Annotated in this window: 21 protein-coding genes; 4 read left to right on the top strand and 17 right to left on the bottom strand. The window is 65.6% G+C overall.

Going from position 1 to position 25,473, the window contains the following annotated elements; translation table 11 throughout:
• Nucleotides 1–279: 279 nt before the first annotated feature.
• From GXH28_RS08655 to GXH28_RS08635, 5 genes are all read right to left on the bottom strand, one after another.
• The gene (locus tag GXH28_RS08655) at nucleotides 280–834 is read right to left on the bottom strand and encodes a hypothetical protein (protein WP_169238628.1); all 555 of its coding nucleotides are present in this window, start codon (nucleotides 832–834) and stop codon (nucleotides 280–282) included.
• Between the two features lie 736 nt (nucleotides 835–1,570).
• A complete protein-coding gene (locus GXH28_RS08650) occupies nucleotides 1,571–2,266 on the bottom strand; it encodes a ubiquinone/menaquinone biosynthesis methyltransferase (RefSeq protein WP_169238627.1) in 696 nt (231 codons plus the stop codon).
• Nucleotides 2,263–3,150, bottom strand: a complete 888-nt coding sequence (locus tag GXH28_RS08645; RefSeq protein ID WP_169238626.1) for a 1,4-dihydroxy-2-naphthoate polyprenyltransferase — start codon at nucleotides 3,148–3,150, stop codon at nucleotides 2,263–2,265. Before GXH28_RS08645 ends, GXH28_RS08650 begins: the two co-directional genes overlap by 4 nt.
• A gap of 22 nt (nucleotides 3,151–3,172) precedes the next feature.
• The gene (locus GXH28_RS08640) at nucleotides 3,173–3,787 is read right to left on the bottom strand and encodes a uracil-DNA glycosylase (protein ID WP_169238625.1); all 615 of its coding nucleotides are present in this window, start codon (nucleotides 3,785–3,787) and stop codon (nucleotides 3,173–3,175) included.
• Between the two features lie 32 nt (nucleotides 3,788–3,819).
• A complete protein-coding gene (locus GXH28_RS08635; protein WP_169238624.1) occupies nucleotides 3,820–5,148 on the bottom strand; it encodes a serine/threonine-protein kinase in 1,329 nt (442 codons plus the stop codon).
• 257 nt (nucleotides 5,149–5,405) lie between these two features.
• Here GXH28_RS08635 and GXH28_RS08630 point away from each other — a divergent pair, with 257 nt between their 5' ends.
• Nucleotides 5,406–6,380, top strand: coding sequence for an MDR/zinc-dependent alcohol dehydrogenase-like family protein (locus tag GXH28_RS08630; RefSeq protein WP_169238623.1), 975 nt, complete (start codon nucleotides 5,406–5,408; stop codon nucleotides 6,378–6,380).
• 6 nt (nucleotides 6,381–6,386) lie between these two features.
• On the opposite strand, the gene GXH28_RS08625 is transcribed toward GXH28_RS08630, so the two are convergent.
• From GXH28_RS08625 to GXH28_RS08615, 3 genes are read right to left on the bottom strand one after another with little or no spacing between them, the layout of a single operon-like run.
• Nucleotides 6,387–6,887, bottom strand: a complete 501-nt coding sequence (locus GXH28_RS08625; RefSeq protein WP_169238622.1) for a VOC family protein — start codon at nucleotides 6,885–6,887, stop codon at nucleotides 6,387–6,389.
• 45 nt (nucleotides 6,888–6,932) lie between these two features.
• Complete coding sequence (locus tag GXH28_RS08620; protein WP_169238621.1) at nucleotides 6,933–7,370, bottom strand: DUF6069 family protein; 438 nt, start codon at nucleotides 7,368–7,370, stop codon at nucleotides 6,933–6,935.
• Nucleotides 7,371–7,427: 57 nt separating this feature from the next.
• Nucleotides 7,428–7,985: a YceI family protein gene (locus GXH28_RS08615; RefSeq protein ID WP_169238620.1), complete on the bottom strand. Its 558-nt coding sequence runs from the start codon at nucleotides 7,983–7,985 to the stop codon at nucleotides 7,428–7,430.
• A 186-nt stretch (nucleotides 7,986–8,171) separates the two neighbouring features.
• On the opposite strand from GXH28_RS08615, the gene GXH28_RS08610 reads away from it, so the two are divergent.
• Complete coding sequence (locus GXH28_RS08610; RefSeq protein ID WP_169238619.1) at nucleotides 8,172–8,840, top strand: TetR/AcrR family transcriptional regulator; 669 nt, start codon at nucleotides 8,172–8,174, stop codon at nucleotides 8,838–8,840.
• On the opposite strand, the gene GXH28_RS08605 is transcribed toward GXH28_RS08610, so the two are convergent.
• The 5 genes from GXH28_RS08605 to GXH28_RS08585 all read right to left on the bottom strand — a co-directional run bounded on the left by GXH28_RS08605 (nucleotide 8,817) and on the right by GXH28_RS08585 (nucleotide 15,587).
• Nucleotides 8,817–10,226, bottom strand: coding sequence for a glycoside hydrolase family 32 protein (locus GXH28_RS08605; RefSeq protein WP_169238618.1), 1,410 nt, complete (start codon nucleotides 10,224–10,226; stop codon nucleotides 8,817–8,819). The two genes, GXH28_RS08610 and GXH28_RS08605, sit on opposite strands and share 24 nt — an antisense overlap.
• Entirely contained in the window at nucleotides 10,223–11,083 is an 861-nt protein-coding gene (gene trpA / locus GXH28_RS08600; protein ID WP_169238617.1) for a tryptophan synthase subunit alpha, read from the bottom strand. The genes GXH28_RS08605 and trpA overlap by 4 nt, the downstream gene beginning before the upstream one ends.
• Nucleotides 11,084–11,125: 42 nt before the next feature.
• Nucleotides 11,126–11,617, bottom strand: coding sequence for a flavin reductase family protein (locus GXH28_RS08595; protein ID WP_169238616.1), 492 nt, complete (start codon nucleotides 11,615–11,617; stop codon nucleotides 11,126–11,128).
• 137 nt (nucleotides 11,618–11,754) lie between these two features.
• The gene (locus tag GXH28_RS08590) at nucleotides 11,755–14,574 is read right to left on the bottom strand and encodes a cation-translocating P-type ATPase (RefSeq protein ID WP_169238615.1); all 2,820 of its coding nucleotides are present in this window, start codon (nucleotides 14,572–14,574) and stop codon (nucleotides 11,755–11,757) included.
• Nucleotides 14,575–14,585: 11 nt separating this feature from the next.
• A complete protein-coding gene (locus tag GXH28_RS08585) occupies nucleotides 14,586–15,587 on the bottom strand; it encodes a 2-hydroxyacid dehydrogenase (RefSeq protein WP_169238614.1) in 1,002 nt (333 codons plus the stop codon).
• A gap of 197 nt (nucleotides 15,588–15,784) precedes the next feature.
• On the opposite strand from GXH28_RS08585, the gene GXH28_RS08580 reads away from it, so the two are divergent.
• Entirely contained in the window at nucleotides 15,785–17,560 is a 1,776-nt protein-coding gene (locus tag GXH28_RS08580) for a hypothetical protein (RefSeq protein WP_169238613.1), read from the top strand.
• Nucleotides 17,561–17,632: 72 nt separating this feature from the next.
• Here the strand turns inward: GXH28_RS08580 and GXH28_RS08575 are convergent, their stop codons facing one another.
• From GXH28_RS08575 to GXH28_RS08565, 3 genes are read right to left on the bottom strand one after another with little or no spacing between them, the layout of a single operon-like run.
• Complete coding sequence (locus tag GXH28_RS08575) at nucleotides 17,633–18,691, bottom strand: ketopantoate reductase family protein (RefSeq protein WP_169238612.1); 1,059 nt, start codon at nucleotides 18,689–18,691, stop codon at nucleotides 17,633–17,635.
• 2 nt (nucleotides 18,692–18,693) lie between these two features.
• The gene (locus tag GXH28_RS08570) at nucleotides 18,694–20,670 is read right to left on the bottom strand and encodes a glycosyltransferase family 39 protein (protein ID WP_169238611.1); all 1,977 of its coding nucleotides are present in this window, start codon (nucleotides 20,668–20,670) and stop codon (nucleotides 18,694–18,696) included.
• 56 nt (nucleotides 20,671–20,726) lie between these two features.
• On the bottom strand, nucleotides 20,727–23,213 hold the full coding sequence (locus tag GXH28_RS08565; protein ID WP_240550286.1) for a transglycosylase domain-containing protein: 2,487 nt from the start codon (nucleotides 23,211–23,213) through the stop codon (nucleotides 20,727–20,729).
• Between the two features lie 35 nt (nucleotides 23,214–23,248).
• Between GXH28_RS08565 and GXH28_RS08560 the strand changes: the two genes are divergently transcribed.
• Nucleotides 23,249–24,442 (top strand): glycosyltransferase family 4 protein, encoded by a 1,194-nt coding sequence (locus GXH28_RS08560; protein ID WP_169238609.1) that lies wholly within the window; start codon nucleotides 23,249–23,251, stop codon nucleotides 24,440–24,442.
• Between the two features lie 5 nt (nucleotides 24,443–24,447).
• Here the strand turns inward: GXH28_RS08560 and araD1 are convergent, their stop codons facing one another.
• On the bottom strand, nucleotides 24,448–25,458 hold the full coding sequence (araD1, locus tag GXH28_RS08555; RefSeq protein WP_169238608.1) for an AraD1 family protein: 1,011 nt from the start codon (nucleotides 25,456–25,458) through the stop codon (nucleotides 24,448–24,450).
• Nucleotides 25,459–25,473: the final 15 nt, after the last annotated feature.

Raw genomic sequence — 25,473 nt, 5'->3', positions numbered from 1 at the left:
CGAGCAGATATTGCATGCGTTAGCTGACGACGCCGACGCACTTCGCAGGCTGGTTGATTGGCGTTGGATCAAAGACAACGTCCAGGCCCTGTCCTTATTTAGCACGCCTTGATGTGGCAGTTGGTATAACGCAGGCGGGACGATATAGAGTCCCTCTACGCATTCGAGGATAGCTTCATGGCTGACTGGACACTGGCAAAAAAAGCATGGCCCGCGCCCCAACTTGTTTTCGCGAATCAAGTCCACGCGCAGTCATACCTTTTTTGCTAATGTCCAGTTCTACAGTGTGCGAATAAGAGGGAAGTACACCTTGTGGGATGTCTGGCGTCGCACAAGGGGCAAATGAGCGCGATAAGGCTCAATCGTGGTGGTCACAACATTCGATGCGCCCGTCAGGTTATTCCCATAGAAGAAATTGATTAGCGCAGTAGTCGCTACAGTGCGCGTCAGTTGCACTTGGAAGCTGAGCGTCACCATGGCATTAGCCGAAACGACCCCCGTCCAGGTCACTACATTACCAGCGATGACGGGCGGGCTGCCAGACGTTGATGCACTTGTCCCAGCAAGCACGGTGCCGTTGCTACCGACCACATCGGTCACCACAACTGAAACATCTTGGTGGGTACCGCTAAGCACCAGCGTGTATGTGACCACGCTCCCGCTCTGAGCGGTATCCGTCATAACCAGCGTTTCATCGGGGTCGGTCACATATTTGACCGGCATGACCAGTGGACTGTTGAGCGGGCCAAGTGGCGCTGGGTCGGAGGACAGCACCGTCCAGGCAAGCACGAAGACAAAGACGAGCGCAAACAAGGGGACGAGACGTCTGATCATGGGATGCCGAACCAACGGAATGCGTTTGAGTGAACAGTCGCCTCTCGCCCAAGTGGATCACGCGCGAGGGCAACTGATGGCATGAGCCAAGTACGGCATTCTAGCATGGCCTCAGCACTGCGCGCACCACCCAACTTTCACCTGCGCACCTTCATGCTCCTGATCGTATTGGTATGGCCCGAGCTGCTACCCAGCGGCAAACTGCAGTGACCACAACCGCATCGCCCGGCTCGGCACATCCGAATCGTCGCGCTGCCTCACACGTGGATGCGAACAGCGTGCCTACGTCCATTCGACGCATTTGGCGCGTGTTAGCGTGGATGGCCGGCACGCCCCACACCAGCGTACTGTAACGTTGGGCGCGAGTATTCGGCGCGTACGAAGGTCCATCGGCAGATTGCTAAATCCCCGCTGTGCCGGCGCAGGCGGGGCAAACAACTTGGGCTGGTTGTCCTCTACTTTCAACTCTGGGGCATGCAGCCGGACGGCTTCGAGCACGTTCAACAAACCCATTGCTAAGAAACAGCAGGCTTGCCTTTTGGGGACAGCCTTTCAGGCTGTCTAGGACAGGCCAGAAATCCTGTCCTACGTTTGCTGTTTCATGCGGTTGGAAGGCAGGCCGCGCTTGCCGAGGGGCGTTGCAGCGCGCAGCGGTGTCGGCAGAGATTCATTCAGCGCGTTCAAGGTCGAGCAATTCAGGTTCACTTTCTCGCCAGATCGGTGATGCTTCTCAGAATCACACTTCACCGATATGGATCGCCATCGCCCCCATTCCCAACAGGCGGTAATGCACATGGCGATAGCCCACTTCTTGCATGAGCTGTTTGAGCGGCTCAGCCGGCGGGAAGCGCATGAGCGAGTTAGGCAAATAGCGATACGCCTGCCAATCGCCAGCAATCGCGCCGCCGATGATCGGAACTAACGTGCCAAAGTAGGCCCAGAAGAGCTGCTTGAAGATCGCCGCTTGCGGATGCGTGATCTCCATGCACACCACACGCCCGCCGGGCTTCACCACGCGCCGCATCTCGCGCAGGCACAGCGGCAGGTCCACCACGTTGCGCAGCAAGAAGGCGTTCGTGCAACCGTCGAAGGTCGCGTCGGGAAAGGGCAAGGCCAACGCATCGCCCACGCCCCAGGCGATGTTTCGTGCATCGCGCCGACGCCCCTTGCGCACGCCCTCGCGCAGGATAGTCTCCGAGAAGTCCACGGCTATCACACGCGCACCGGGGTACGCCTCGCCGACAGCAAAAGCGAGGTCGCCGGTGCCCGTAGCCAGGTCGAGCACCAGTGCGCCGGCGCTCAGCCCCAGTTCGCGCGCAGCGATGCGCCGCCAGGCCTGGTCCCGCCCGCCGGTCATCATACGGTTCATCAAGTCGTAGCGCCGCGTGATGCGGGAGAACATCGCTTGCACGCGCTTGGAGTGTTCGTTCATCCCACCACCCAACCGACCGCCAACAAAATCGAGAAGATCAGGTTGAGCCGCGCCGTGCGCGCCAAGATGGGGTTGAGCGCAGGGCTGCGCGGCGTGCGCCAAAGCTGGCGCGCTAGCGTCCATGCAATCGGCGCACTCGCCCACGGCAGCAGCCAAGCCCACACCCCCACAGCGCCAACAACGCACAGCGCAAGCGGAACGAGGTATGCGCCGACCAGCATGAGCGTGTACTCGACGCGCGTGGCACGGTCGCCGATGTGCACGGCCAGCGTACGTTTGCCGGCTTCGCGGTCGGTATCCAGGTCGCGCAGGTTGTTGACCACGATGATGGCCGTGGCCAAGAGCGCGTTCGGCAGCGAGACGATGAACGCAATGGGCGTGAACCGCCCGGACTGCAGGAAGTAAGTGCCCATCACGGCGACTACGCCGAAGAAGAGAAACGCGAGCAGATCGCCCAGGCCGCGATAGGCCAGTGGGAAGGGTCCGGCCGTATACGCCAAAGCAAAAATGATGGACAGCGCGCCGATCAGCAAGATCGGCCAGCCGCCGACGAGCGCCAGATAAACCCCTACCAAAGCCGCCAGGCCAAATACGACTGCGGTGCCCAGCAGCATCTGGCGCGGGGTGAGCAAGCCGCTCTGCGTAACGCGCATGGGCCCATGCCGTGTTCGGTCGGCGCCGTGGATGTAGTCGAACACATCGTTCGCGTAGTTCGCACCAACCTGCAACAAGATAGCGGCTGACAACGTCGCGACGAAAATCAGCGGATTGAACCGGCCTTCGCGCAACACCAGCGCCGTCCCGACGATCACAGGCGAGATGGACGCCGGCAGTGTCCGGGGTCGCGCCGCAAGCAGCCAAGGGTTCGGACGAGCCGCAGCCATGGCGCTAGGGGCATCTCTGCCGTCAGAACAGGCTGAGCTGTTCGCCTGCGCTGTCGGGCGGCTTGGGTGTTGCGCGCGCTTCCTCGGCCAGCGCCGACTTGACGATCTCCGGCAGTCGGCGGAAGTCCTCCTCGATCCGACTGCGCAGCGATTGCTGGTGCAACGCTGCCGCCGGATGAAACATGGCCACAATCACGCGCCCATCCACGCACTTGGCTTTGCCGTGCACCGCAGAGATCTTCTGACCAGGGAACCACTTGGCCATCGAGAATCGCCCCAACGTGACAATGACCCTCGGGTTGACCAACGCGATCTGACGATCGAGGTATTGAGAACACGCCTGGATTTCTTCGGGTAGGGGATCGCGGTTGCCGGGTGGACGGCACTTCACTACGTTCGTAATGAACACGTCTTCGCGCTTGTATCCGGCGCTGGCCAGCAACTCGGTCAAAAATTGCCCCGACGGGCCAACGAACGGCCGACCTTGTTGATCTTCGTGAAAACCCGGCCCCTCGCCGATCAGCATGACCTCGGCACGAGCGGGGCCTTCCCCAGGGACAGCGTTCTTGCGGCTGGCTGATAATCCGCACAACGCGCAGGCGCGCACTTCGCGGGCAACTTTGGAGAGGTCATCCATCAGGCGGGATTATATGTGCGCGCCCGCTCCCCCTACGGACCTGCTGTCACCATGATAATTGCAGGCGTCGGCAGAGGCGATGGGAGAGGCGTGCTGGTCACCCGCGGCGGAGGAGGCAGCGTCGCGTCCGACATGATCGGCGTAAGCGGAACGATCGGCGCGCGCGTCGGCGCCGGCGTGGGGCGGCCCTTCTGCGGCGTAGCGGTCGCAATCGGCACAGCCAGGACGGTCACCATTGTCCTCGGCGTCGCCGTCGCCAGCGCCGGTATGCTGGCCGGCGTGTCAGCCGGTTGCACCGTGAAGATGGACAGCGCCGGGCGCGCCGTCGCTTGTGACAACGCGCGCGTGGTGGCAGGCCGCAGGGTCGGTTGGCTCGAGGGCAAAGCCCAGACAAGCAACACCGCCAAGCACGCCAACGCAGCCACCCCAACAATGCCTGCCAGCACCCAGGTCGGCATGCGTTCGTTGCGCTCCAGCACCGCATCCACCGGCATCGGACTGCCGACGTGGGCAGGCGCCCGCTCGGGCGCTGCTTGAGGGCGAGGCGACGTTGGCAACGGCGCGCGAAGCGCTGCAGCAAAGCTGCGGGCAAGCGCGCCTGCAGACGCTGGCCGCTGCGACGGCGACTTTTGCAACGCCCACATCACCACATCGCCGACAGCGCGTGGGACGGCGGGCCATAGATCGCTGACGTGCGGGGGCAACTGCTCGATGTGCTGCCGCGCAATCGCCACATCACTGCCGGCCTCGAACGGCGCATGACCGGTTAACGCATAGTATGCCGTTGCGCCCAGTGAGTAGATATCGGATGCTGGCGTGACCTCGAAGACGCCGGCGGCCTGCTCCGGCGACATGAAGAACACCGATCCGACACGCGTCATCGTGGCCGTATAGGCAGTGACACCCACCGCCTTGGCCACGCCGAAGTCGGCCAGCACGGCGGTGCCGTCCGTCCGGACGATGACGTTGCTGGGTTTAACGTCGCGGTGAATCACCCCGCGCCCGTGCGCATAATCCAAGGCGCGTCCGGCATCGAGCAAGATGCGCGCCGTCGCCTCTGGCGAGAGCGGCCCGGCGCGCGCAACCAATCGGTCGAGCGACTCACCCGCCACATATTCCATCTCAATGTACGGCGTGCCATCTACAATGCCCGACCGGTTGACGCGCACGATATTCGGATGATCCAGGCCCAGGCGACTCTCCTGCTCGAAGCGCATGCGCATCGTTGGGTCGGCAGCTAGGTGCGGCGGCAGTAACTTCAGCGCGACCAGCCGGCCATCCGGCCCCGTGGCGCGATAGACCGCAGCCATACCGCCCCGTCCGATCTCCACCAGGTTGGTATAAGGGCCGAAGCTACGCATCCAACCAGAATTCCTTGCCCATAGTGTATAACGCGCCCACCGTCAGGGTTAAGCCGCGCAGCAAGCCGAACCATGCCCGGCATGGGCGCGCGGCCAATGTGCAAGAATGGGCGCCATGACGATGGTCGGCCCCGGCGAAGCCTTCCTCATCGGCGTGGCCTGCCTGCTGGTAGTGATGCCCATCGCCTCGGCAGTGGGCATCGCCCTACGACGGCGTCGGCGGTAGGCAGCCGGGCAAAATGTTGTAAGCTACGTCCATGCGCGCGCTTGTCGTCGCCGACCAGTTGACCTATCGCGAAGACTATCCGACGCCCGAACCGCCACCGGGCGAGGCGCGCATTCGCATCACGCGCGGCGGCATCTGCAACACCGACGTGGAGATCCTCAAAGGCTACTTCGGCTTTCGCGGCGTGCTGGGTCATGAGTTCGTCGGCATAGTCGAGTCGCTCAACCCGTTACCCGGCGCCGCCCCCCACATCCGCATCGGCGACCGCGTCGTCGGCGAGATCAATTGCGTGCCGTGCGACTCGCCTGCGCGCAACGCCTTTGAGCGCGCACAAGACCCGACGCGCAACACGCTGGGCATTGACCGGCGCGACGGCGCATTCGCCGATTACACCGTGCTCCCCGTCGTCAACTTGCACCGCGTGCCGGACGGCGTGAGCGACGACGAAGCCGTCTTCGTCGAGCCGTTGGCCGCTGCCTGCCAGATCCTCGAACAGGTGCACATCCAACCCACCGCTCACGTCGCCGTGCTGGGCGATGGCAAGCTTGGCTTGCTGTGCGCGCAGGTCATTGCCGCTGCCGCGCCGTGCGAGCTGACCGTGATCGGCAAGCACGACAACAAGCTGGCGATTGCGCGCGACCGCGGCATCCGCACCGCATCTATCCAGGAAGCCCCGCTGCGTGCGTTCGACGTCGTCGTGGAGTGCACCGGCTCGCCGGTCGGCTTCGAGCACGCCCGCCGGTTGCTGCGCCCGCGCGGGACGCTGGTGTTGAAGAGCACCTACCACGGCCTGCCGCAGGTGAACCTGACGATGATCGTGGTGGACGAGATCACGATCGTCGGTTCACGCTGTGGGCCGTTCGCTGCTGCGCTGCGCTTGCTAGCACAGAAGCGGGTGGATGTGCGTTCGCTCATCCACGCCCGCTATCCGCTGGCGCAAGGTGCACAAGCCATCGAACATGCGCAACAGTCGGGCGTGCTGAAAGTGCTGCTCGATGTGGCGTGAGCGGCTTCAGCCCGGCTCGGCCTCCAGCTCGGCCAGCAAGCTGGCGAAGTCGAGCGGCGCGTTGTGCATGGCCAGTGTGCCGTCCGCACCACGCGGCCATTCCTCGCGCGGCCGGTCGCGGTAGATCTCGATGCCGTTGCCATCCGGGTCGCGCAAATAGATGGCCTCGCTCACACCGTGGTCGCTGGCCCCTTCGATCGGCCATCCATGGTCGAGCAGGCGCTTGAAGGCGCGCGCCAGCTCCTTGCGGTTTGGATAGAGGATGGCGAAGTGATACAGGCCGGTGGTGCGGCGCGGCGGCGGAGCAGCGCCGCGGCTCTCCCAAGTGTTCAGGCCGATGTGGTGGTGATAGCCGCCGGCGGACAAAAAAGCAGCGCTGTCACCCCAGCGCTGCATCAGCTCGAAGCCCATCACCTCGGTGTAGAAGCGCACGGCGCGCTCCAGATCGCTCACCTTCAGGTGCACATGGCCGATCGCAGTTTGTGGGTGGATGGGTGGCTCGCCCATGAATCGAGTATAGCTCCGTGGAGCGCAGGCTGTCGAACCCTGCGGCTATGCGCGCGAGACGAGCGCCCATGTGATCCCCGCCGCGGCGACGAGATGCATCAGCGCCAAGATGGCCATTCCGGCGGGCGTCAAAGGCTGTGCAAAGATGGGCAGTAGCGAGAGCAGGAACACGGCAACGGCGACGGCGATGAAAATCCGGCGTCCCCTGGCGCTGATCTTCGTGAGCACTCGGTAGATGAACGCGCCGGCCAACGCCGGCAGGGCGCTAGACACGATCACCGGCAACGGACCGAGGGACATGATCGGCGCGTCGGGCCCGGGCGGGCCGGCCATGACCGTGAGTGGGATGCTCAGGATATTCGCGATCAGCAGCAACGCAAGATTGCCGGCGATGGCGATGCCTGCGCCGAGCGCGGCGGCCTTAGCCGTCGTCCCGAACGACGTGCGTGATGGGGTAGAAGGGGACAAGGTGTTGCTCGCCATACGCGCTTCTCACAACGACGCGGGCCAGCTTGCGCCGGCCCACGTCATCCTATCTGCTCACGCCGGCGTTGCCTCCACCGCAGCGGGCTGCTCCTGCTGCTGGATGAGTTCAGCAGCGATCTCGATCTTGACTTCCTTACCGACGAGCCAGCCGCCGGTCTCCAGCAGCATGTTCCAGTTCAGTCCCCAGTCCTCGCGGTTGATCTTGCCCGTGGCCTCGAAACCGGCGTTCCACGTGCCCCAGGGTGACTTGGCCTTGCCGAGGTACTCGACGTCCAACGTCACCGGCCGGGTCACGCCGCGGATGGTCAGGTCGCCGTGCAGCTTGGCAGTGCGCTCGCCGGTGCGCTCCACGCCCGTGCTCTTGAATTCGATGTCGGGGTAGTTGGCTACGTCGAGGAAGTCGGGCGACTTCAAGTGCGCGTCGCGCCGCTCATCCTTCGTATCCAGGCTGTCCGCCGCGATCTTGACGTGGACCTGCGTCTTCTCCGGCGCTGCCTCGTCGAAGTCCACCGTGCCGCTCACCCGGCTGAATTGGCCGGCAACCGTGCTGATCATCATGTGGCGCGCCGAGAACTTCACGCTCGTGTGCGCGGTGTCGAGTATCCAGCTCATCGTCGGTCATCTCCTTTCGTGAATCTCGTTTAAGAGGACATTTGTCCGTTTATGGGGATAATCTAACGGACACTTGTCCGTTTGTCAAGCGGTGCAAACGGCACTTCCCCCTAGCGCCCGCTGCGCAAAGCGACTACACTAGCAGCAGCGGATGCCCCACCGGGCGTTGGCGTCCAGGAGCGACCTATGAAACGAAGCAGCACCTCCTTGCCGATTCTGACCGAAGCGCCGCAGCGCGCCGAACGCGCCGACGCGGTGGCAAATCGTCAGCGCATCCTGGCGACCGCAGAGAGGCTATTCGTCAAACGCGGGGTCGCCAACGTGCATATGGCCGATATCGCCAAGGCCGCGCGGGTCGGCCAGGGCACGCTCTATCGCCACTTCGTCAACAAGGGCGAGCTGTGCTTGGCGTTGCTCGACGCGCAGATGGCCGAGTTTCAGGATCGCACGTTGAGCGCGTTGCGCGAGATGAGCGCCCGGCGCGAACGCAAGCTGGAGCAGTTGCTGTGGTTCCTTGACGCGGTGGTGCGCTTCAACGCCCGGCACGCGCCGCTGCTGTGCGCGGCGCAGCGCGAGGTGATGCTGCCGGAAAGCCCGACCGGCGCGCCCTTCCAGTGGCAACGCATGACCGTCATAGGACTGCTGCAAGGCGCCGAGCGAGACGGCGAGATCGAAGCCGGCCTCGACCTGCCGGTCATCGCCGACGTCCTGCTCGCGCCGACGCACCCGCCCGTGTTCAGCTTTCTGCACGTCGCCAACGGCTACACCTTGGATCGCATCAGCGCGGCGATTCAGCACGTCGTGCGCGGGCTGGGTTGCCGCCAAGGGCGCTTACGCCAACGCCCACACGTCTAGCGACTGCACGCGAGTTGCCCCTTCACCGAAGATGGCCAGGCCGTCGCTCTCCGGGCGGGGGAAGATCAAATCGCTGATGACGGCGCGCCCATCATCGGCGAATCCCTCGACCGAACAGGCATCCACGAGGATATGAAGCGTAAGCGTGCCGTCGCGCAACGCGCAGGGCGCGGCGTGCCACTCGTCGAAGCGCGGCGAGAAGCTCACGTCGCCCGACCGGCTGCGATCCACGAACAAGCGTCCCTCGGCGGGGCTGTAGCCGATGACGGTCTCCTCCGCAGCGCCGGCGCGCACCTTCACGCCGAACTCAGCACCATCCAAACACGCGAACGTCGCGCCGATCTCCAGCGCCGTCCCGCGTGCGCCCAGGGCGCGCAGCCGGTCGTTGGCCGCCCCGATGGGCGAATCCTCGATGCGCCAGTGCGCGCGTCGCAGCCGGTGCAGCTCACGCGCCGGGCGCTGGGTGAGGTGCAGCAGCCCGTCGCCGGTGCGGCGCAGCGCCAGCTCGCGCGGCGCGCTCATCATGCCGCGCCAAGGCGCGGTCGGCGTCCGCGCGGCATAGTCCCAGTGGCTCATCCAGGCTAGCCAGATGCGCCGGCCATCGGGCGCGTCGTTCCAACTTTGCGCAGCGTAGAAGTCTCTGCCGAAGTCCACGCGCCGGACAACATCCGGCGGGTCGTCGCAGGCAAATCGCTCCCCGTCGAACACGCCGATGAAGTACTGCGCGCCGAAGTGCTGTTCGTCCACCTTGAGCACCCAGCGCTGCTGCGCCGGCTCGCCTTCGATTGGCAACGGAAAGAGATCGGGGCACTCCCACACGCCGGCGGTCGCACCGGCAGGGCCGAAGTCGCTCAGGTGATGCCAGTCGCGCAGGTTAGGCGAGCCGTAGAAGCGCACCCGGTGCTGATCGGCCAGCACACAGGCCATGACCCAGCGCTGCGACGGCGCGTGCCAAAACAGCTTGGGGTCGCGGAACTCGCGCGAGCCGATGGCGATGACCGGGTTGCCGCTGTAGGGCGCCCACGTGCGCCCGCGGTCGAGGCTGAAGGCGATGTGCTGGGTTTGCTCGCGCGGGCTGTGCGCAGTGTAGGCGGCGACCAGCGGCGGACGGGCGCCATCGCCAAAGCCGCTCGTGTGGCCCCAGTCCACCGCTGCGCTGCCGGAGAAGATCATGTATTCGGGCTGTTCGAGCAGCGCCACCGGCAAATGCTCCCACTGCACCAGGTCGCGACTGATGGCGTGCCCCCAGCTCATGTGTCCCCAGTCGTTGCCGAACGGGTTGTGCTGGTAGAACAAGTGCCACTCGCCGTCGAAATAGACCAGGCCGTTGGGGTCGTTCAGCCAGCCTTGCAGGGCGGTGAAGTGAAAGCGCGGGCGCGGGATCATCCCCAGTATCGCAGGCCAGAGACGAACTCGTATGCTGCTCGGGCCGGGTCGGGCGCGTCGCCGGCGTGCTTGAGCAGCGCGCTGGCCACGATCACGCCGTCGGCAAACTGGCCGACCTCGCGCACGTGCTCCGGCTTGCTGATGCCAAAGCCAACCACGACAGGCTTGCCTGCGGCGTGGACCTTGACGCGCTCCACGTAGTCGCGCAGCCCTTCGGCCAGCCGGTCGCGCGCGCCGGTCACGCCGGTCACCGAGACGATGTAGATGAACCCGCTGGCGTACTTCGCCGCTAGGCCGATGCGGGCGTCGGTGCTGGTGGGGGCCGTGAACTGCACCAGCGCCATCTGGCGCGCGTCGCACTCACGCTTGAGCGTGTCGCACTCCTCCGGCGGCAGGTCGGGCACGATCAACCCATCGGCGCCGGCGCGCTGCCAGTCGGCCACGTAGCGCGCCTCGCCGTAGGCAATGAGGGGGTTGAGGTAGCCCATCGCCAGGAAGGGGATGGAGACGCCGGCTGCGCGGGCGCGCGCAGCGATCTGCATGCCTCGGCTCACGGTGATGCCGCGCTCGAGGGCGATCTGATTGGCGCGCTGGATGACCGGGCCGTCGGCCAGCGGGTCGCTGAACGGCACACCGAGTTCGATCAGGTCGGCGCCGGCGTGGGCGATAGCTTCGATCACGCGCAGCGACGTTTCAACGTCGGGATAGCCCAGCGACCAATAGGGCATGAGCGCCGGCCGGCCCTCAGCCTTAGCGTGGGCAAATGCGGCGGCGATGGCGGAGAGTCCGGTGTGCGGTCGCGGGTCGCCGAGCGCAAGTTGCTGGTGGCGAGTCGTCGGCTGTTGCTGGCGAGTCATCGGTCACGAATCATGGATCGGTCGCGGGGGTCCGTCAGGGCGTCAGGTTGCCGCATCGCCGAGGCGATGGTAGCGGCCGTTGAAGTAGAGCAGCGGCGCGTCGTCGGGGCGCTGCACGCCGGAAGCTTGCACCAAGCCGATGAAAATGGTGTGATCGCCGGCGTCGAGCGCGCGCGCCACGGCGCAATCGAGATAAGCGATGGCATCGTCGAGCACCGGCGCGCCGGTCGCTTCGGCGCGATAGCGCACATCTTGGAAGCGCTCCTCGTTCGGGTAGCGGCCGGCGAAGCGGTCGGAGATGTGGGTCATCTCCGGCGCGAGGAAGTTCACGCAAAACACGCCGCCCTGCTCGATTAGCGGATGGGTGCGCGTTTGCTTGTTGATGCTGACGAAGACTTCGGGCGGGTTGACGCTGAGCGATGAGAACGCGGTCGCCGTCAGCCCGTAGATCGTGTCGCCGGCCTTAGTGGTGATAATGGTGACCGTGCTGGCCCAGCGCCGCATCACCTGCTTGAATGCATCGGAAGAGACCATCGTCGTTTTGCGCTCCGAATTGTTGCTGGGGATGATACTTGTAATCGTTGTTCGGGTGTGCTGGCCAACCGGCGAAGATGCGCAATACTATCTTCGCCCGGCTGACTGCATGAGTGAGCAACAGGCCCCGAGGGAGTCTAGCCGAATCGCGCGCGGCGAACGACGGCCTTGAACAACTCGCGAGCCCAGATGACGCTGCTGGCGGTGGCCACGCAAACGAGCCAATCGCCTGGGGACAACCCAACCGTGCCAAAGGCGCGCTGCAAAAACGGCACATGAACCACGAGCGCTTGCAGGATGAGCGAGATCGCGACGGCCAACAACAGCCAAGGATTGCGAAACAGGCCGTGAAACGCGCTCTCCCGATCCGAACGCGCATTGAAGACATTGAACAGTTGGAAGAGCACCAACGTGGTGAATGACATTGTGCGGGCGTAGACCAGGTCGCCTGTGCCGGGGATCAACCCGCCGACCAGCGCGTAGTCGAACACGAACAACGTGCCCAGCGCCATGATCGCACCGACGAAGAACAGCCCTACCCACATCTCACGATCAACCACGCCCTTGTCGCGCGGGCGCGGCGGCCGGCGCATCAGATAGGCTGCCGGCGGATCGATGCCCAGGGCCAGCGCCGGACCGCTGTCGGTCACCAGGTTGATCCATAGAATCTGCGTGGCCAACAGCGGCAAGACCAGCGCGCCCGCGTGCTCCGCCGCTAAGCCGAGCAGGGTGGCGAACACCAGCCCGAAGAACATCGTCATCACCTCGCCGAGGTTGGACGACAACAGATAGCGCAGGAATTTCCGAATGTTGGAGAAAATCGCGCGCCCTTCTTCGACCGCGGCGACGATGGAGGCGAAGTTGTCGTCGGTGAGGATCATGTCGGCGGCCTCTTTGGATACATCCGTTCCGGTGATGCCCATCGCCACACCGATATCGGCCTGCTTGAGCGCCGGCGCGTCGTTCACGCCGTCGCCGGTCATCGCTGCCACATCGCCGTTCTGCTTCAAGGCGCGCACGATCCACAGCTTGTGCTCCGGGCTGACGCGCGCATAGACCGAGACCTCGCGCACGGCCTGGCGCAACGCCGATTCATCCAGCTTCGCCAACGCCGCGCCGGTCATGACCCGGCCGCCGGGCGCGATGATGCCCAGTTCGGTCGCGATGGCCTGGGCGGTCAGCGGGTGGTCGCCGGTGATCATGATCACGCGGATGCCGGCCTGTTGGGCGCGCGCCACGGCATCCTGCGCTTCCGGCCGCGGCGGGTCAACCATCCCGATCAAGCCAAGGAAGACGAAATCGCGTTCGATCTCCTCGCCAATCACCCCATCCCCAATCTGGTCACGCGGCCAGGTGCGGAAGGCCACGCCCAACGTGCGCAGCGCCTCGCCGGCGAGCTGGTCTATACACGCCTGAATCTCCCGCCGTCGCTCGTCCGTCAACGGTCGTGTCGCTTCACCCACGCGCTCGGCGCAACAGCGGGCGAGCAGCACGTCCGGCGCGCCCTTGGCAAAGATCACTGCGCGCTCTGGCTTCTGGGCGTCGGCGTGCACCGTGCTCATGAGCTTGCGCTCCGAGGAGAACGGCACTTCGCCGATGCGCGGGAAGCGCTGCTCGAGCGCCGCGTGTTGCAAACCGAGCTTGGCGGCTGCGACATGTAGCGCGCCCTCCGTCGGGTCCCCCTGCACAATCCAGCGACCATCACATGGTTGCAGCACGCTGTTGTTGGCCAGATCGGCCGCGCGCAGGGCATATCCGACCTCAGCGCGCAAGACCGGATCGGTGAGCGGCCGACCATCCTGGGCCAGGACCTGACCTTCGGGCGCATAACCGGCGCCGCTAAACGCGACGCGCCCACCGGCCGTGACCACCGTCCGCACGGTCATCTCGTTGCGGGTGAGCGTGCCGGTCTTGTCGGTGCAGATCACATTGGCCGAACCTAACGTCTCCACGGCAGCCAGCTTGCGCACGATGGCGTTGCGCCGAGCCATCCGCTGCATGCCGAGCGCCAGCACGATGGTGAGGACGGTCGCCAGACCCTCCGGCACGGCTGCCACCGCCAGCGACACGCCGACGATCAGCACATCCACAACGGCCTTCACCGTCGTCACCCGCTGCGTGAGGAAGACCACGGCGATGATGATGATGGCGATGACGATCACCGCTACGCCCAGCGCCCGGCCAACGCGCTCGATCTCGGCTTGTAGCGGCGTGGCGGTGTCTTCAGTGCGTTGCAGCAGGCCGGCGATCTTGCCCATCTCGGTCTGCATGCCGGTCGCCGTGACGACGGCGCGGGCCCGGCCATAGATCGCTGCGGTGCCGGCGAAGAGCATGTTGCGGCGGTCGCCCAGACCCACTTCTTCACGAATCGCGGCGAGCGACTTCGCCACGGGCAGGCTTTCGCCGGTCAGCGCCGCCTCGGCAACCTGCAAGCCAATCACCTCGATCAGCCGCGCGTCTGCCGCGATCGTGTCCCCTTCTTCCACAAGCAGGATGTCGCCGGGCACCACCTCGCGCGCCGGGATCTTCTGGCGCTGTCCATCGCGCATCACCGTTGCCATCGCCGCCGACATCGCCTTGAGCGCAGCAACCGACCGCTCGGCGCGCTCCTCTTGGATGAAGCCCAACACAGCATTCAGCAGCACGATGACGAGGATGGCGATGGCCTCGAACGGCAGCTCGGATTCGCGCTCGATCAACCAGGCAACGAACGAGATCAGCGCGGCGACCAGCAATAAGATCACGAGCGGGTTCTGGAATCCGGCGAGAAACTTGCGCCAGGCCGGCGTGGTCGGCGGCGATTCCAGTTCGTTCGGGCCATATTGGCGCAGACGCGCCGCCGCCTCGTCGGCAGTCAAACCATGCGCAGGATCGGCGCCCAGGCGCGCCAGCACCGCCTCCGGCGATTCCTGATACGCCGGCCACTGGGAGAGGTGTTGCACACTCGGCGATGGCATGTGCTCAAAGGCTAGCGCGGGAGCAACACATTTTCGTTGGCACAGCCGGCCTCGAAGTCGCTGAGGTTGCGGATGGTCGTCTCGGCGATCTGCGCCAACGCTTCATGAGTGAAGAACGCTTGGTGACCGGTGATCAGCACATTAGGGAAAGTCATCAAACGGGCGAACACGTCATCGGTGATGATCTGGTCAGAACGGTCGCGGAAGAACAAGTTGTCCTCTTCCTCATACACATCGAGGCCGACAGCACCGACGTGGCCGGATTTGAGCGCCTCGATCAGCGCCTCGGCATCTACCAACGCCCCACGGCTGGTGTTGATCAAGATTACGCCGGGTTTCATCTTGGCCAGCGCCTCAGCGTTGATCAGGTGATAAGTCTCGGGCAAGAGCGGCGCATGCAAGCTGACGACATCCGACTGCGTGAGCAGCTCATCGAGCGGGCAGTAACGCATGCCGAGCTGGATGCACTCGGGGTTCGGCGCAACGTCGTAGCCAAGCAGTGTGACGCCGAAGCCGGCCATGATGCGGGCAAACACCGCGCCGATGCGCCCCGTGCCGATCACGCCGACGGTCCTGCCGTGGATGTCGCGGCCCTGCAAACCGTCGAGCAGAAAGTTGCCCTCGCGTATGCGGTTGTAGGCGCGATGGATCTTGCGGTTGACGGCCAGCAACAACCCGACGGCGAACTCGGCCACGGCATAGGGCGAATAGTGCGCCACACGCATCACAGTGATGCCGCAGCGCGCCGCGGCGTTCAGATCTACGTGGTTGAAGCCGGTGCTGCGCAGCGCCAACAGCCGGACGCCGCCACGCGCCAGGCGCTCCAACACCGGCGCGGAAGCATCGTCGTTGACGAAGATGCTGATTGCGCGAAAGCCGTCGGCCAACGCAGCAGTCTGCGCGTTCAACTGCGACTCCACAAAGATCAGCTCATGGGGCGCGCCGCTCGCCTGATTTGCGGCCTGCAGCGTTTCGCGGTCGTATTTCTTCGCGTCGAAAATGATCGCTTTCATGTGCGCAGGATTGTATCGCCCGGAAATCACAGGGAGCAGGCCGTGCCCTCGGCGCGTGCTTGCCACGGACGGCAGATCGTGCGAGACTGAGCGTCATGCAAGCAGTGTGCCTCCATCGCGCGCAGCTCATCGAGCCGGCTGAGGAGGCCGTGATCCACGACGTGACGCGCACCCCGCGCATCGAAGCCTAGCCTGTGATGTGGCGACATCCTTGTTGGCGCGTCGGGCGCAGCTTCGCGCTCGTCGCGCTCTCCCTCGTTGCCTTGGTCTGGCCTGCGCCGCCGGTGAGGGGGCAACCGACGCTGCCGCCGGCCCACCCCTACAGCTTCGGCGAGCGCACCATCGAGCAAACCTGGCAGCCGCGCCGCGACTCGGCGCGATCTATGCCCTACCGCGTCGAGGGCATCATCGCTATTCCAGAAGGCGATGGCCCCTTCCCGCTCATTCTGATCTTCCACAGCGCGCACGGGGGCTGCCCACCCGACGCGCCCATCACCGAACTAGAGCTGGAGCGCTGGCCTTGCAAGCCGAGCGAGGAGCGCCGCAACGACGCTGGATTCGCCTATCTAGCGCGCGCATTAGCTGCGCGCGGTTACGTCGCCGTCGCGCCCAATCTCAATGCCGTTTACGCTGCGGCGTATGGTTCGGTCGGGCCGGAGCTGCGGCGCTATCCGCCGGTGCTCGAGGCGCATCTGAGCCACCTGGTCGCCGCCAATCGCCGGCGCACCGAGCCATTCGGCGTGTCGCTGGTCGGCAAACTCGACCTGTCGCGCATCGGCATCCTGGCCCATGGCCATGGCGCACTACTGGCCATGCAGAGCGCTCGCGCGCGCCAGGGACGGCCTCGCGCCGGCTCGGCCGACGCCAACGGCCCGCTCGCCGCTGTACTGCTGGTCGCGCCGCTGTATTCGTCGGAGGGCGACGCCGATGTGCCGCTCGGCGTGATCTTGCCTGCATGCGATGGCATGGCGCCTGACCTCCACGGCCAAGGGTATTACGAAGACGCCCGGCTGGCGCGCAACCGGAAGCATTTCGCGGCCTCGGTCTACCTGCTCGGCGCGACCCACAACGCCTTCAACGAGGTCGCGCCTCAGAATGAGCCGCTGACGCCTTCGCCCGTCGCCGGTTGCCCGGCCGGTAACGCGCGCCTCTCTCCGCAGCGCCAGCGCGACTTCTTGGCGCGCTACGCACCCGATTTCTTCGACGCCAGCATGCAGGCGCCGCGTTCAGCATCGAACGGCGCGCCCGCCTCGCGCGCTGGGTTGAATCCGCTCGATCCTGCGCCAATCAGCCTGTACGACTTGCCTGTGCGCACGGCGCTGGCGCTCGGCGCAGTCCAACGCGCGATCGTCGTCCAGCCGCGCACACGTGACGACCTGGGATTCAACGACTTCGGTGGATATGCGCTGCGCGGCAACGCCAGCCATCTGGATTTCTGCGAATACCGCCAACCCTGCATGCGCTGGGCGATCCAGCCCGGCAACCCCTCTCAGGTGCGCTTCTCGTGGACCAACCCAGCCGGCGCAAAGTGGATACTGCCGCTAGGCGAGGCGCCTGCCAACCTCTCCGCCTTCAGCACCCTGCACCTGCGCGTCGCACTCGACCCCACCGACTACCTCAACGCCCATCGCGAGCCGGTGACGCTCACGTTGACGCTGACCGACGCCGCTGGCCGCAGCGCGAGCACACAACTGGACGGCGCGACCCCATCAGCACTGGCCCATTCTGCCGGCGAAGTCAACCGACACGCCTGGGGGTGGATCGGGCACGCCTATCTCGCCTCAGTGCGCGTGCGGCTAACCCAGTTCACCGGCGTGGACCTGACGCGCGTGCAAACGCTCGAAATCAGCGTCGCCGGCGAACGCAGCGGTTCGGTGCTGCTCGCCGACATCGAGTTTCTGCGCGTCACCCCCGCGCAACGCAGCGCTCGGCTCGACACGCACCATGCGCCGACGCCGCAGCCTCGCCGCTGATCGCATCCCGTCCGGCGCTTGAGTTCGGCGGCGCACCCCGCGTCGGACATCCTGCGCGCCAACGCGCATATATCAAACTCGCGCAAGCTGCTCGAGTGCGCGCCGAGCGACCTGGGGCAATAACACTGAGCCGGGCTGAATCGCTTGCTGAACCAGCTCCGTCAGAGCAGCGTTGACCGGCGTGGGCACGCCTAACTTGCGTCCAATTTCGGCGACTGCGCCGTTCAGCACGTTGACCTCGGACCGGCCGGAGCGAGCCGCCACGTCATAGTAGAGCGACGGATATTTGTTGCCACGTCCCTGGGCGACCCGACGCGAGAGCAATGCCCGCAAGGCCGAATCCGGCAACAGCTTGAGGGCAAGCGCCAGGAAGCGCGCCGGGTGCCCCGGCAAATTGACTGCGGCGATGGGGGGCGCATGCGCTGCCATTACCCTCAACGCCTCACGCAACATGCGCATCTCCAGCGCAAAGAGCCGGCGGTTGTGGTAGATCTCGGCCACCGGCGCGCTCAACAGCGCGCTGGTCGCATTGCCCATGATGTTGAGCAACAGCTTCGACCACTTCATCGCACGCCAGTCCGCATAGACCTTCAGGCCGAGCAGCGGCGCGCGCGACAGCGCATGCGCGACCGGCTGCCACAACCGATCCGCCCAGAGCGCCGCCAGGCCGACGCCCCCACCCCAGCGCTCCAGGCGCACTGCGGCCGGCCCTTCGACGGCGATTGGGCTGGTCAACGTCGCGGCAAGTACGCGGCGTTCGCCGAAGACTGTCGCCAGCTTCTCTTCGCTCCCCACCCCGTTCTGGAAGGTAATGAACAGCGCGTTGGAGAGCGTATCCGCGCAGCTACGCAATTCGTCAATGGCCCGATCGAGCGCATACGCCTTCATGCACAACAGCACGGCGTCGTACGCCAGCGAGGAGCGCCGCAGCGCCCCGGCCAGATCGGTCGCCACATCAACATCGCGCAGGCGCCAGGTCTCGCCGCCGGGCAACATGACGTGAATGCCCTGTGCGCAAGCTGCCTGTGCAAACGGCATGCGGCCGACGAATGTGACTGCTTGGCGGGCCATGACTAGGTTCGCCCCGATCCATGTGCCGACTGCGCCTGCACCGAATATCAAGAATCGCATGATCACTCGATCCTCAACACTACGTGATCGGACACCGGTCGGCCTTCGGCATCGAGCAGCCGGACGATCTGCAACTGCGGGTAGCGGTATGCGCCCATGTGCAGCGCGTAGGGTTTAGCCGGCGCACCCGCAGGTATCGGGATGGCGAAATGGTGCAGCAAGATGTCGCCGGCCCGCCAGTTCGCCGGATGGATGCCGCCCCCATCGAGCGCCGCGAACTTTTGATCGCCATGATACAAATGGTTGAACCAGTGATAGTCCACACCTTGCGCCGCCTCGCGAAAGACGCGCAGATAGTAGTCCAACAGCAGCGTATCGTCGCCGGCGACGCGATAGCCCAGCATGCCTACGCCATTCTCCCACTGCGCCGGTCGCTCGACCAGCGATCCCAACCGCGCGCGATTCACGCGCACGTAGATATAGGCCGCATCACTGCCGGCGCGGAGCGGGATCGTCTGCACCGTCGCGTCGGCGTCAGCATGTTGCATCAAGCGGTCGAATGCGTTACGCGCTGCCGGCGTGATGATGTATTGCGCCACATCCTCGCGCAAGATTAATCCGGCGTTCGCGTCGGCAAAGCGGCGCGGGAGGTCGGCGAGCAACACGTCCATCACCGTCGCCGGCTCGTTCACGCTGGGGTCGCCGCCGGGCGCGATGACGATGACGTCAGGCGCCCGGCCAGCGCGGATGGCGTCGCGCGCGCGCTGCGCCACGTCAAGCGCGCTCCGCAGCGGCGGCCCGTAGCCGCCCGCGCCGGTGTCGTAGCGCTGGATGAACTCGGTGAAGCGCAGTGTGGTGAAGAGCTGCCAGCCGAGGATGAGCGCGATGGCTAACGCGGCGATGGCAGCCGGGGCGGAGAACGCGGCGGGGGTATCAGCGTCGGCAGCGTCGCGCCGTGGTCGGTGGGCGAGGCGAATCGCAGCGTCCAAACCTAACGCCATGACGATGAACGAGGCCGGATAGAACGCCGTGAAGTAGTGAAGCTGCAACGGACGAGCGGCGCGAATCTGCAACGCGACAGGCAAAACCAGCCATGCCAACAGCACGGCAACGGTTGCAGGGGAATAGACCGCCGGCCGGCGCACGAGCCACACGATCAGCACAACCCCGCCGACGACCAGCAGCGCCATCTGCATCGCGTCAATCCACGCCAGCGCCGCCGGCGTTTGGTCGCGCCAGATAGGGAACGCCCCGCCGGTCAGGTCGCTCAGGTGCGTCCCGCCGCTGAGCCACAGCGTGAAGCGCAGCGCGTCGAGCGAGACCGTCGCCGGGCCAGACGCTGCGCCGAGCAGGCCGCGCATGTTGCGAAAGGCTTGGCCGGCGTCGAAGCCAAGGTAAACGCCGGCCAGCGCAATCAGCGGCAACGCCCCGACCAAGCACGGCACCGGCCGCAACGTCGCCCGACCGATCAGCAACGCCACCAGCGCGACCGGAACGAGGTAAAGGGCAGCCAGATGTGAGCCGACGCTGAGCGCCAACCCCCAGCCGGCGACCGCCCATCCCCAGGGATTGCGCTTCTGCACGGCTTCGAGCAGTCCGAACAGCAGTAAGGTGGAGAACAGCGGCATCGGCGCCAACCAGGTGCGGCGGGCGAACTGCACCGCCCATGGCGCAACAGCGAACAGCAGGCAGGCGAAGAACGCCACCCGCGCGCCGAAGAAGCGCCGAGTCATCCACCAACACAAGGCAATCGCTCCCACGTCGAGCAAGGCGCGATAAGCGGCGATGACCATGAAATCCCGCGTGAACCCATAGGGCAAGGCGAGCAGATACAAGTAGACCGGCGGGTGGTTCGCCACGCTGCCGCTGAACGGCGCGACCGGCAACCAGTTGCCCTGCGCAATGCTCAACGCAAGCTGCGGCGCAGAAGCCTCGTCGAAACGCACATCTATCAAGTCGAGGCGATACAGGCGCAAGAAGGCGGCTAGCGCCATCACCAGGCCAAAGCCGAGCCATTCAGTGTGCCGAGAAGTTCTCATGGTCGTCGGTCGCCGATTGTCGGTTGCTCACCGCCGCGGCCAGCGGCCAGGCCCGATCATGGCAGCACGGTAATATGCACCGGTTCGCTCTCGATGACGCGGCCATCGCGCAAGTGCGCCCGCGCCACCAGGGTGTGCCGACCGACGTGAAGCCGCCAGAAGGCGCGATACGGCGCGCGGTCGAATCGGACGAGCACCTCGCCGGTCGCCAGCGCCACATCCACACTCGCCACATCGGCTGCATCCACACGCACCTCCAACGGCGCACGCTGTACCGAGGGCGGCAGCTCCTTCGCCGCGCGATAGATTGTGCCGGGGTCGGGACGCAGGATGGCGACGGATTGACGGGAAACGACTGACGCGCGGGGGGCGGGATCGGCGACGGGGTCGAGCACGGGCCAGCCCTGCGCGCGCGCCCAATCGCGCAGTGGAGCCGGTAAATCGAGCATCACGCGCTCGGCGATGCGCTCGCGCGGTGTATCGGGCGAAGCCGGCCGGCCGGTCAGCCCGTCCACCGGGACGCGGCGATGCCAGGTGTCCGGCTGCGTTGGCTGCGTGCCTTCCAGAAACCACTCCATGCGCGTCTGAGGACAATCGGGCGACGGCAACATGCCGGACAGCGCACACACCTCGACGCGCACCAGGCCAGGCGGACGCTCGAACCAACGCACCGGCAGGGCGCGATGGGCGATCTCCATGAAGTCGTGCCAGATGGGGCCGGCGCCGGTCACGCCGCTGATGCGTTGCATCGGTTGGCCGTCGGCGTTGCCCACCCACACCCCGGCCACGATCTGCGGTGTGTAGCCCACCGTCCAGTTGTCGCGGAAGTCGGTCGTCGTGCCGGTCTTCACCGCCGCCGGACGCGACAACTTGAGCGCGCTCGATTCGCCGAAGGCCGGCGCGCGCGCAGCGTTGTCGGCCAGGATGTCGCTGATCAGCCAAGCCACACGCGCGTCGAGGACGGATCGCCCTGCAACTTGCGTGGAGCGCTTGAAGAGCGGGCGGCCATCCGCGGCGGTGACTGCCAGGACGGCGTAAGGGGCTACGTATCGGCCTTCGTTGGCGAACGCGCCGTAGGCGGCAACCAGCTCAAGCAGCCGCACTTCGCCGCCGCCGAGCGTGAGCGCCAGACCGTAACGATCGGGGGCTTTGAAAGAGCGGATGCCCATCGCATGGGCCTGGTCAAGCATAGCGGCGATGCCGATGCGCTGCAACACGCTCACCGCAGCGGTATTGTTCGAGGTGGCCAATGCCTGCCGTGCACTGATCGGGCCGTAGTGACGGCGGTCGTAGTTCACCGGCACATAGGGCAACCCCTCGCGCGTGGGAAAGGCCGTGCGCACGTCGTAGATTGGCGTGGCTGCCGTCAGCGCGCCTCGGGCGAACGCCGCGGCGTAGGTGATCGGTTTGATGGCGCTGCCGGGCTGGCGCAGCGCGATGGCCGCATTCACTGCGCCGCTGATCCGGGCGTCGAAGTAATTCGGGCTGCCCACCATGGCCAGGATTTCGCCGGTGCGTGGGTCGAGCGCCACCAGCGCGGCGTTATTCGCGTTGTGGCTCAGGCCGGGCCGGTCGGCCGGGTTGGCCAAACGGCGCAGATGTGCGCGCACGATCTCCTGTGCGGCGTCGTTCAGCGCCAGGTCGAGCGTGGTCGTCACCACCAGTCCGCCGCGCACCACCGCATCCACGCCGAGCTCGCGCTCTAACCAATGCCGCACGTAGCTCACAAAATGCGGCGCGCGGATCTCGAACGGCGCCGGCGCATAGGATAAGCGCGCCTGCCTTGCCGCCAACGCCTCATCTTCGCTAATCATGCCGTGCTTCACCATCAGGTCGAGCACGATCAACTGGCGGCGTTTAGCCAGCGCCGGATCGTTGAACGGATCATAGGCGGTCGGCGACTGCGGCAAGCCGGCCAGCAGCGCACATTCGGCCAGGTCCAGTTCGCTCACCGACCTGCCGAAGTAGGTGCGCGCGGCGGCCTCAACCCCATAAGCCAAGTTGCCGTAATAGACCTGGTTCAGGTAGAGCGCCAGCACTTCATCCTTCGAGTAGCGCTGCGCGATCTGCCATGCCAGCAGTGACTCACGCAGCTTGCGCAGCAACGTGCGTTGGCTGCGCTCATCGGGGTCGAGCAGCAACATGCGGGCGAGTTGCTGAGTGATGGTGCTGCCGCCGGCCAGTGCTTCGCCGCCGCGCAGGTTGATCCACAGCGCACGGGCGATGCCGACGAGATCTACGCCGGGGTTGTCGTAGAAGCTGGCATCTTCGACGGCAATCGTCGCCTGGCGCAAGCGCAGCGGGATGCGTTCGAGTGGGATCGGCGTGTGGCGTCCGCCGCTCAAGCTGCGTGGATCGAAGATCTCATACAGCAGCCGGCCGTGGCGATCCAGGATGCGCGTGCTGGGCGTCTGGGTGCGTCGGTAGAGCTGGCTCACATCCGGCAGCGTGAACCACAGCGCAGCAAAGGCCGCCAACGGCGCAACGACGGCGATGACCAGCAAAATGATCAACGCGCGTCTGAGCCGCAAACGACGGAGCATCGCGCACATAGTAGCATGATAATTCGTCGGTCGGAATGAACATCGTCCATCTCGCGCCTTTCGCCTTTTCGCCCAAGGCCACCGTCAGCGCGCGCATCCTGCCGATGGCGACGGCGCTCGCCCGGCGCGGTCATCGGGTGACCGTCCTCATCCCGCCTTACGACAACCCGGCCGATACCGGCAAGACGTGGGAGCGCGAGGGCGTGCAGGTGGAGAACGCCAGGCTCGGCAATGAGAAGTCGGGAGTGGGTGTGTATCTCAGCCTGGCAAATCAGCTTGCTCGGCGCGCGCGTCAGCTCCAACCCGACGTGATTCACATTTTCAAGCCGGTTGGCGTCGCCGCGCTCGCCATGTGGTTGCTCAAACGGCAACCTGCAACCCGCGACCTGAAACTGATTCTCGACAACGACGACTGGGAAGGCCGCGGCGGATGGCTGGATGTCAATCCCTATCCGCCTGCACAGAAGTTGTTCATGCAGTGGCAGGAACGTTGGGCGTTGCGCGCTGCCTCACAGATCACCTGCGCCAGCGAGGTCCTTGTCGAGCGCACCCGCCAATTCAGAGGGACGCGCGGGCGGTCGGCGAACGGCGTCTATCTCCTGCCGAACGGGCCGGACGAGGCGCTGCGCGCACAAGTCGCCCAGGCGCAGGCAAAGCGAGAAGCACTGCGCACGCAGTTCGGCTGGCGCCAACCCGTGGCTATCTATGCCGGCACGGTTCCACGCAATCACGACCTGGACATCGCGGCCTGTGCGATTCGGCGCTTGCCCGACATGCGCTGGGTCATCATTGCGACGGGCGACGGCGTCACCTCGCTTCGGCAGGTCATCGCATCCGCCGGCATCGCCCACCGCGTCGAATGGCACGGCTTCATGCCACATGCGCAACTTGTGGAGCGGCTGGTCGCCGCCGACATTGCGATCTACCCCTACCGCGACACGAACATCAACCGCGCCAAGTGCAGCGGCAAAGTGATGGACTACATGGCTTGCGGCAAGCCGATGGTCGTGAGCGACGTGGGCATGAATCGCGTCTATCTGGAGCATGCACGCTCCGGCCTGCTCACCCCACCGGGCGACACCGAAGCGTTCTACGCAGCGATGAAGTGTCTGCTCGACGATCCTGCATTCGCCGATCGCCTCGGTGGCGCAGCGCAACAGCGCATCTGGACGCAGTTCGGCTGGGCGGGGCGCATCGGCCTGCTGGAGCGCATCTACGCCGCCGGCTGATGCGCTTACAACACCCGAACGCGCACGAGCACGTCGCGCTCGGCGGAGCGCATCAGCGGATTGCGCAGGGGGCGCCCAAACAAAGGCGACTCGATCTCGAACACGTCGCCGGGCTGCGCCGTCACCCCGGCAGCGCAACTCAGCGCCGACGCGCCGAAGAAATGCACGTGTGCATCGCCCGGTCGGCGAAACGGCGCATACTTGAAGTGATGGTGTTCGATATTGGCGATGGTGTGCGACATGTTGGCCTCGCCGGTTGCGAACGACTCCGCCCAGATCACCGCGTCGCCGCGCCGAACGCGCACCTCGCCGGTCACGCCGGTCGGTATGTCGCCAAGCAGCACCTCCGGGCCGAACGAGCACGGGCGCAACTTGGAATGCGCCAGATAAAGATAGTTTTGCCGCTCCATCACGTGATCGGAGAACTCGTTGGCCAGCGCAAAGCCAACGCGCAGCACTTCGCCGTCGTCGCCGATCACGTATAGCCCGGCCAGCTCGGCTTCTTCGCCGCCATCCAGCGCCCAGGGTGGCATGAGCAGTGGCTGCTCCGGCGACGTGACCCACGACCCATCGCCTTTGTAGAACCATTCGGGCTGGCTGCCGATTTCGCCGGGCGCGGGTTTGCCACCGGCTAGGCCCCACTCGAACAAGATGAGCGAGTCGGTCTTCTTCATCGGCGCGTCGCCTGACGCATGGGCCTGCGCATGCATCGCGTTGCGGGCCAGGGCGCTGCCGAGATGGTTCAGGCCGGTGCCGGAGAGCAACAGCCGCGCCGGTTCGGGGTGCGTAAACGGCGGCAGGATGCGCCGCTCGGCGATGACGCGGTCGTAGGAAACGACCTCATCGCTCAAGCGCCGCGCGACAAGTTCACCGAGTGAACGGCCTGACCGCGCCGCCTCAAGCGCCAGTTCGTACACACCGGCGGCTTCGCGCACCACGCGCAGTTGGCTGCCGTCGTCGGACGGCACGCCGACGCGCTGCCGGCCGGCTTCGTCGAGGAATTGCACCAGACGCATGATCGCTGTGCATTG

This window comes from Candidatus Roseilinea sp. NK_OTU-006 (assembly GCF_012931985.1).
Taxonomy (GTDB): Bacteria; Chloroflexota; Anaerolineae; order J036; family Brachytrichaceae; genus JAAFGM01.
Note: the sequence above shows the minus strand (reverse complement) of the source record. Positions and strands in the feature narration are given on the sequence as shown.

Excerpts from the sequence above, each read along its gene's own strand:
- GXH28_RS08630 (WP_169238623.1), top strand. The coding sequence starts at position 5,406 with ATGCGCGCGCTTGTCGTCGCCGACCAGTTGACCTATCGCGAAGACTAT.
- GXH28_RS08605 (WP_169238618.1), bottom strand. The coding sequence starts at position 10,226 with ATGATCCCGCGCCCGCGCTTTCACTTCACCGCCCTGCAAGGCTGGCTG.
- GXH28_RS08590 (WP_169238615.1), bottom strand. The coding sequence starts at position 14,574 with ATGCCATCGCCGAGTGTGCAACACCTCTCCCAGTGGCCGGCGTATCAG.
- GXH28_RS08560 (WP_169238609.1), top strand. The coding sequence starts at position 23,249 with ATGAACATCGTCCATCTCGCGCCTTTCGCCTTTTCGCCCAAGGCCACC.
- GXH28_RS08610 (WP_169238619.1), top strand. The coding sequence starts at position 8,172 with ATGAAACGAAGCAGCACCTCCTTGCCGATTCTGACCGAAGCGCCGCAG.
- trpA (WP_169238617.1), bottom strand. The coding sequence starts at position 11,083 with ATGACTCGCCAGCAACAGCCGACGACTCGCCACCAGCAACTTGCGCTC.
- araD1 (WP_169238608.1), bottom strand. The coding sequence starts at position 25,458 with ATGCGTCTGGTGCAATTCCTCGACGAAGCCGGCCGGCAGCGCGTCGGC.
- GXH28_RS08635 (WP_169238624.1), bottom strand. The coding sequence starts at position 5,148 with ATGCGTAGCTTCGGCCCTTATACCAACCTGGTGGAGATCGGACGGGGC.
- GXH28_RS08625 (WP_169238622.1), bottom strand. The coding sequence starts at position 6,887 with ATGGGCGAGCCACCCATCCACCCACAAACTGCGATCGGCCATGTGCAC.
- GXH28_RS08645 (WP_169238626.1), bottom strand. The coding sequence starts at position 3,150 with ATGGCTGCGGCTCGTCCGAACCCTTGGCTGCTTGCGGCGCGACCCCGG.
- GXH28_RS08650 (WP_169238627.1), bottom strand. The coding sequence starts at position 2,266 with ATGAACGAACACTCCAAGCGCGTGCAAGCGATGTTCTCCCGCATCACG.
- GXH28_RS08615 (WP_169238620.1), bottom strand. The coding sequence starts at position 7,985 with ATGAGCTGGATACTCGACACCGCGCACACGAGCGTGAAGTTCTCGGCG.
- GXH28_RS08640 (WP_169238625.1), bottom strand. The coding sequence starts at position 3,787 with ATGGATGACCTCTCCAAAGTTGCCCGCGAAGTGCGCGCCTGCGCGTTG.
- GXH28_RS08585 (WP_169238614.1), bottom strand. The coding sequence starts at position 15,587 with ATGAAAGCGATCATTTTCGACGCGAAGAAATACGACCGCGAAACGCTG.
- GXH28_RS08575 (WP_169238612.1), bottom strand. The coding sequence starts at position 18,691 with ATGCGATTCTTGATATTCGGTGCAGGCGCAGTCGGCACATGGATCGGG.
- GXH28_RS08620 (WP_169238621.1), bottom strand. The coding sequence starts at position 7,370 with ATGGCGAGCAACACCTTGTCCCCTTCTACCCCATCACGCACGTCGTTC.
- GXH28_RS08580 (WP_169238613.1), top strand. The coding sequence starts at position 15,785 with ATGTGGCGACATCCTTGTTGGCGCGTCGGGCGCAGCTTCGCGCTCGTC.
- GXH28_RS08565 (WP_240550286.1), bottom strand. The coding sequence starts at position 23,213 with ATGCTCCGTCGTTTGCGGCTCAGACGCGCGTTGATCATTTTGCTGGTC.
- GXH28_RS08570 (WP_169238611.1), bottom strand. The coding sequence starts at position 20,670 with ATGAGAACTTCTCGGCACACTGAATGGCTCGGCTTTGGCCTGGTGATG.
- GXH28_RS08655 (WP_169238628.1), bottom strand. The coding sequence starts at position 834 with ATGATCAGACGTCTCGTCCCCTTGTTTGCGCTCGTCTTTGTCTTCGTG.
- GXH28_RS08595 (WP_169238616.1), bottom strand. The coding sequence starts at position 11,617 with ATGGTCTCTTCCGATGCATTCAAGCAGGTGATGCGGCGCTGGGCCAGC.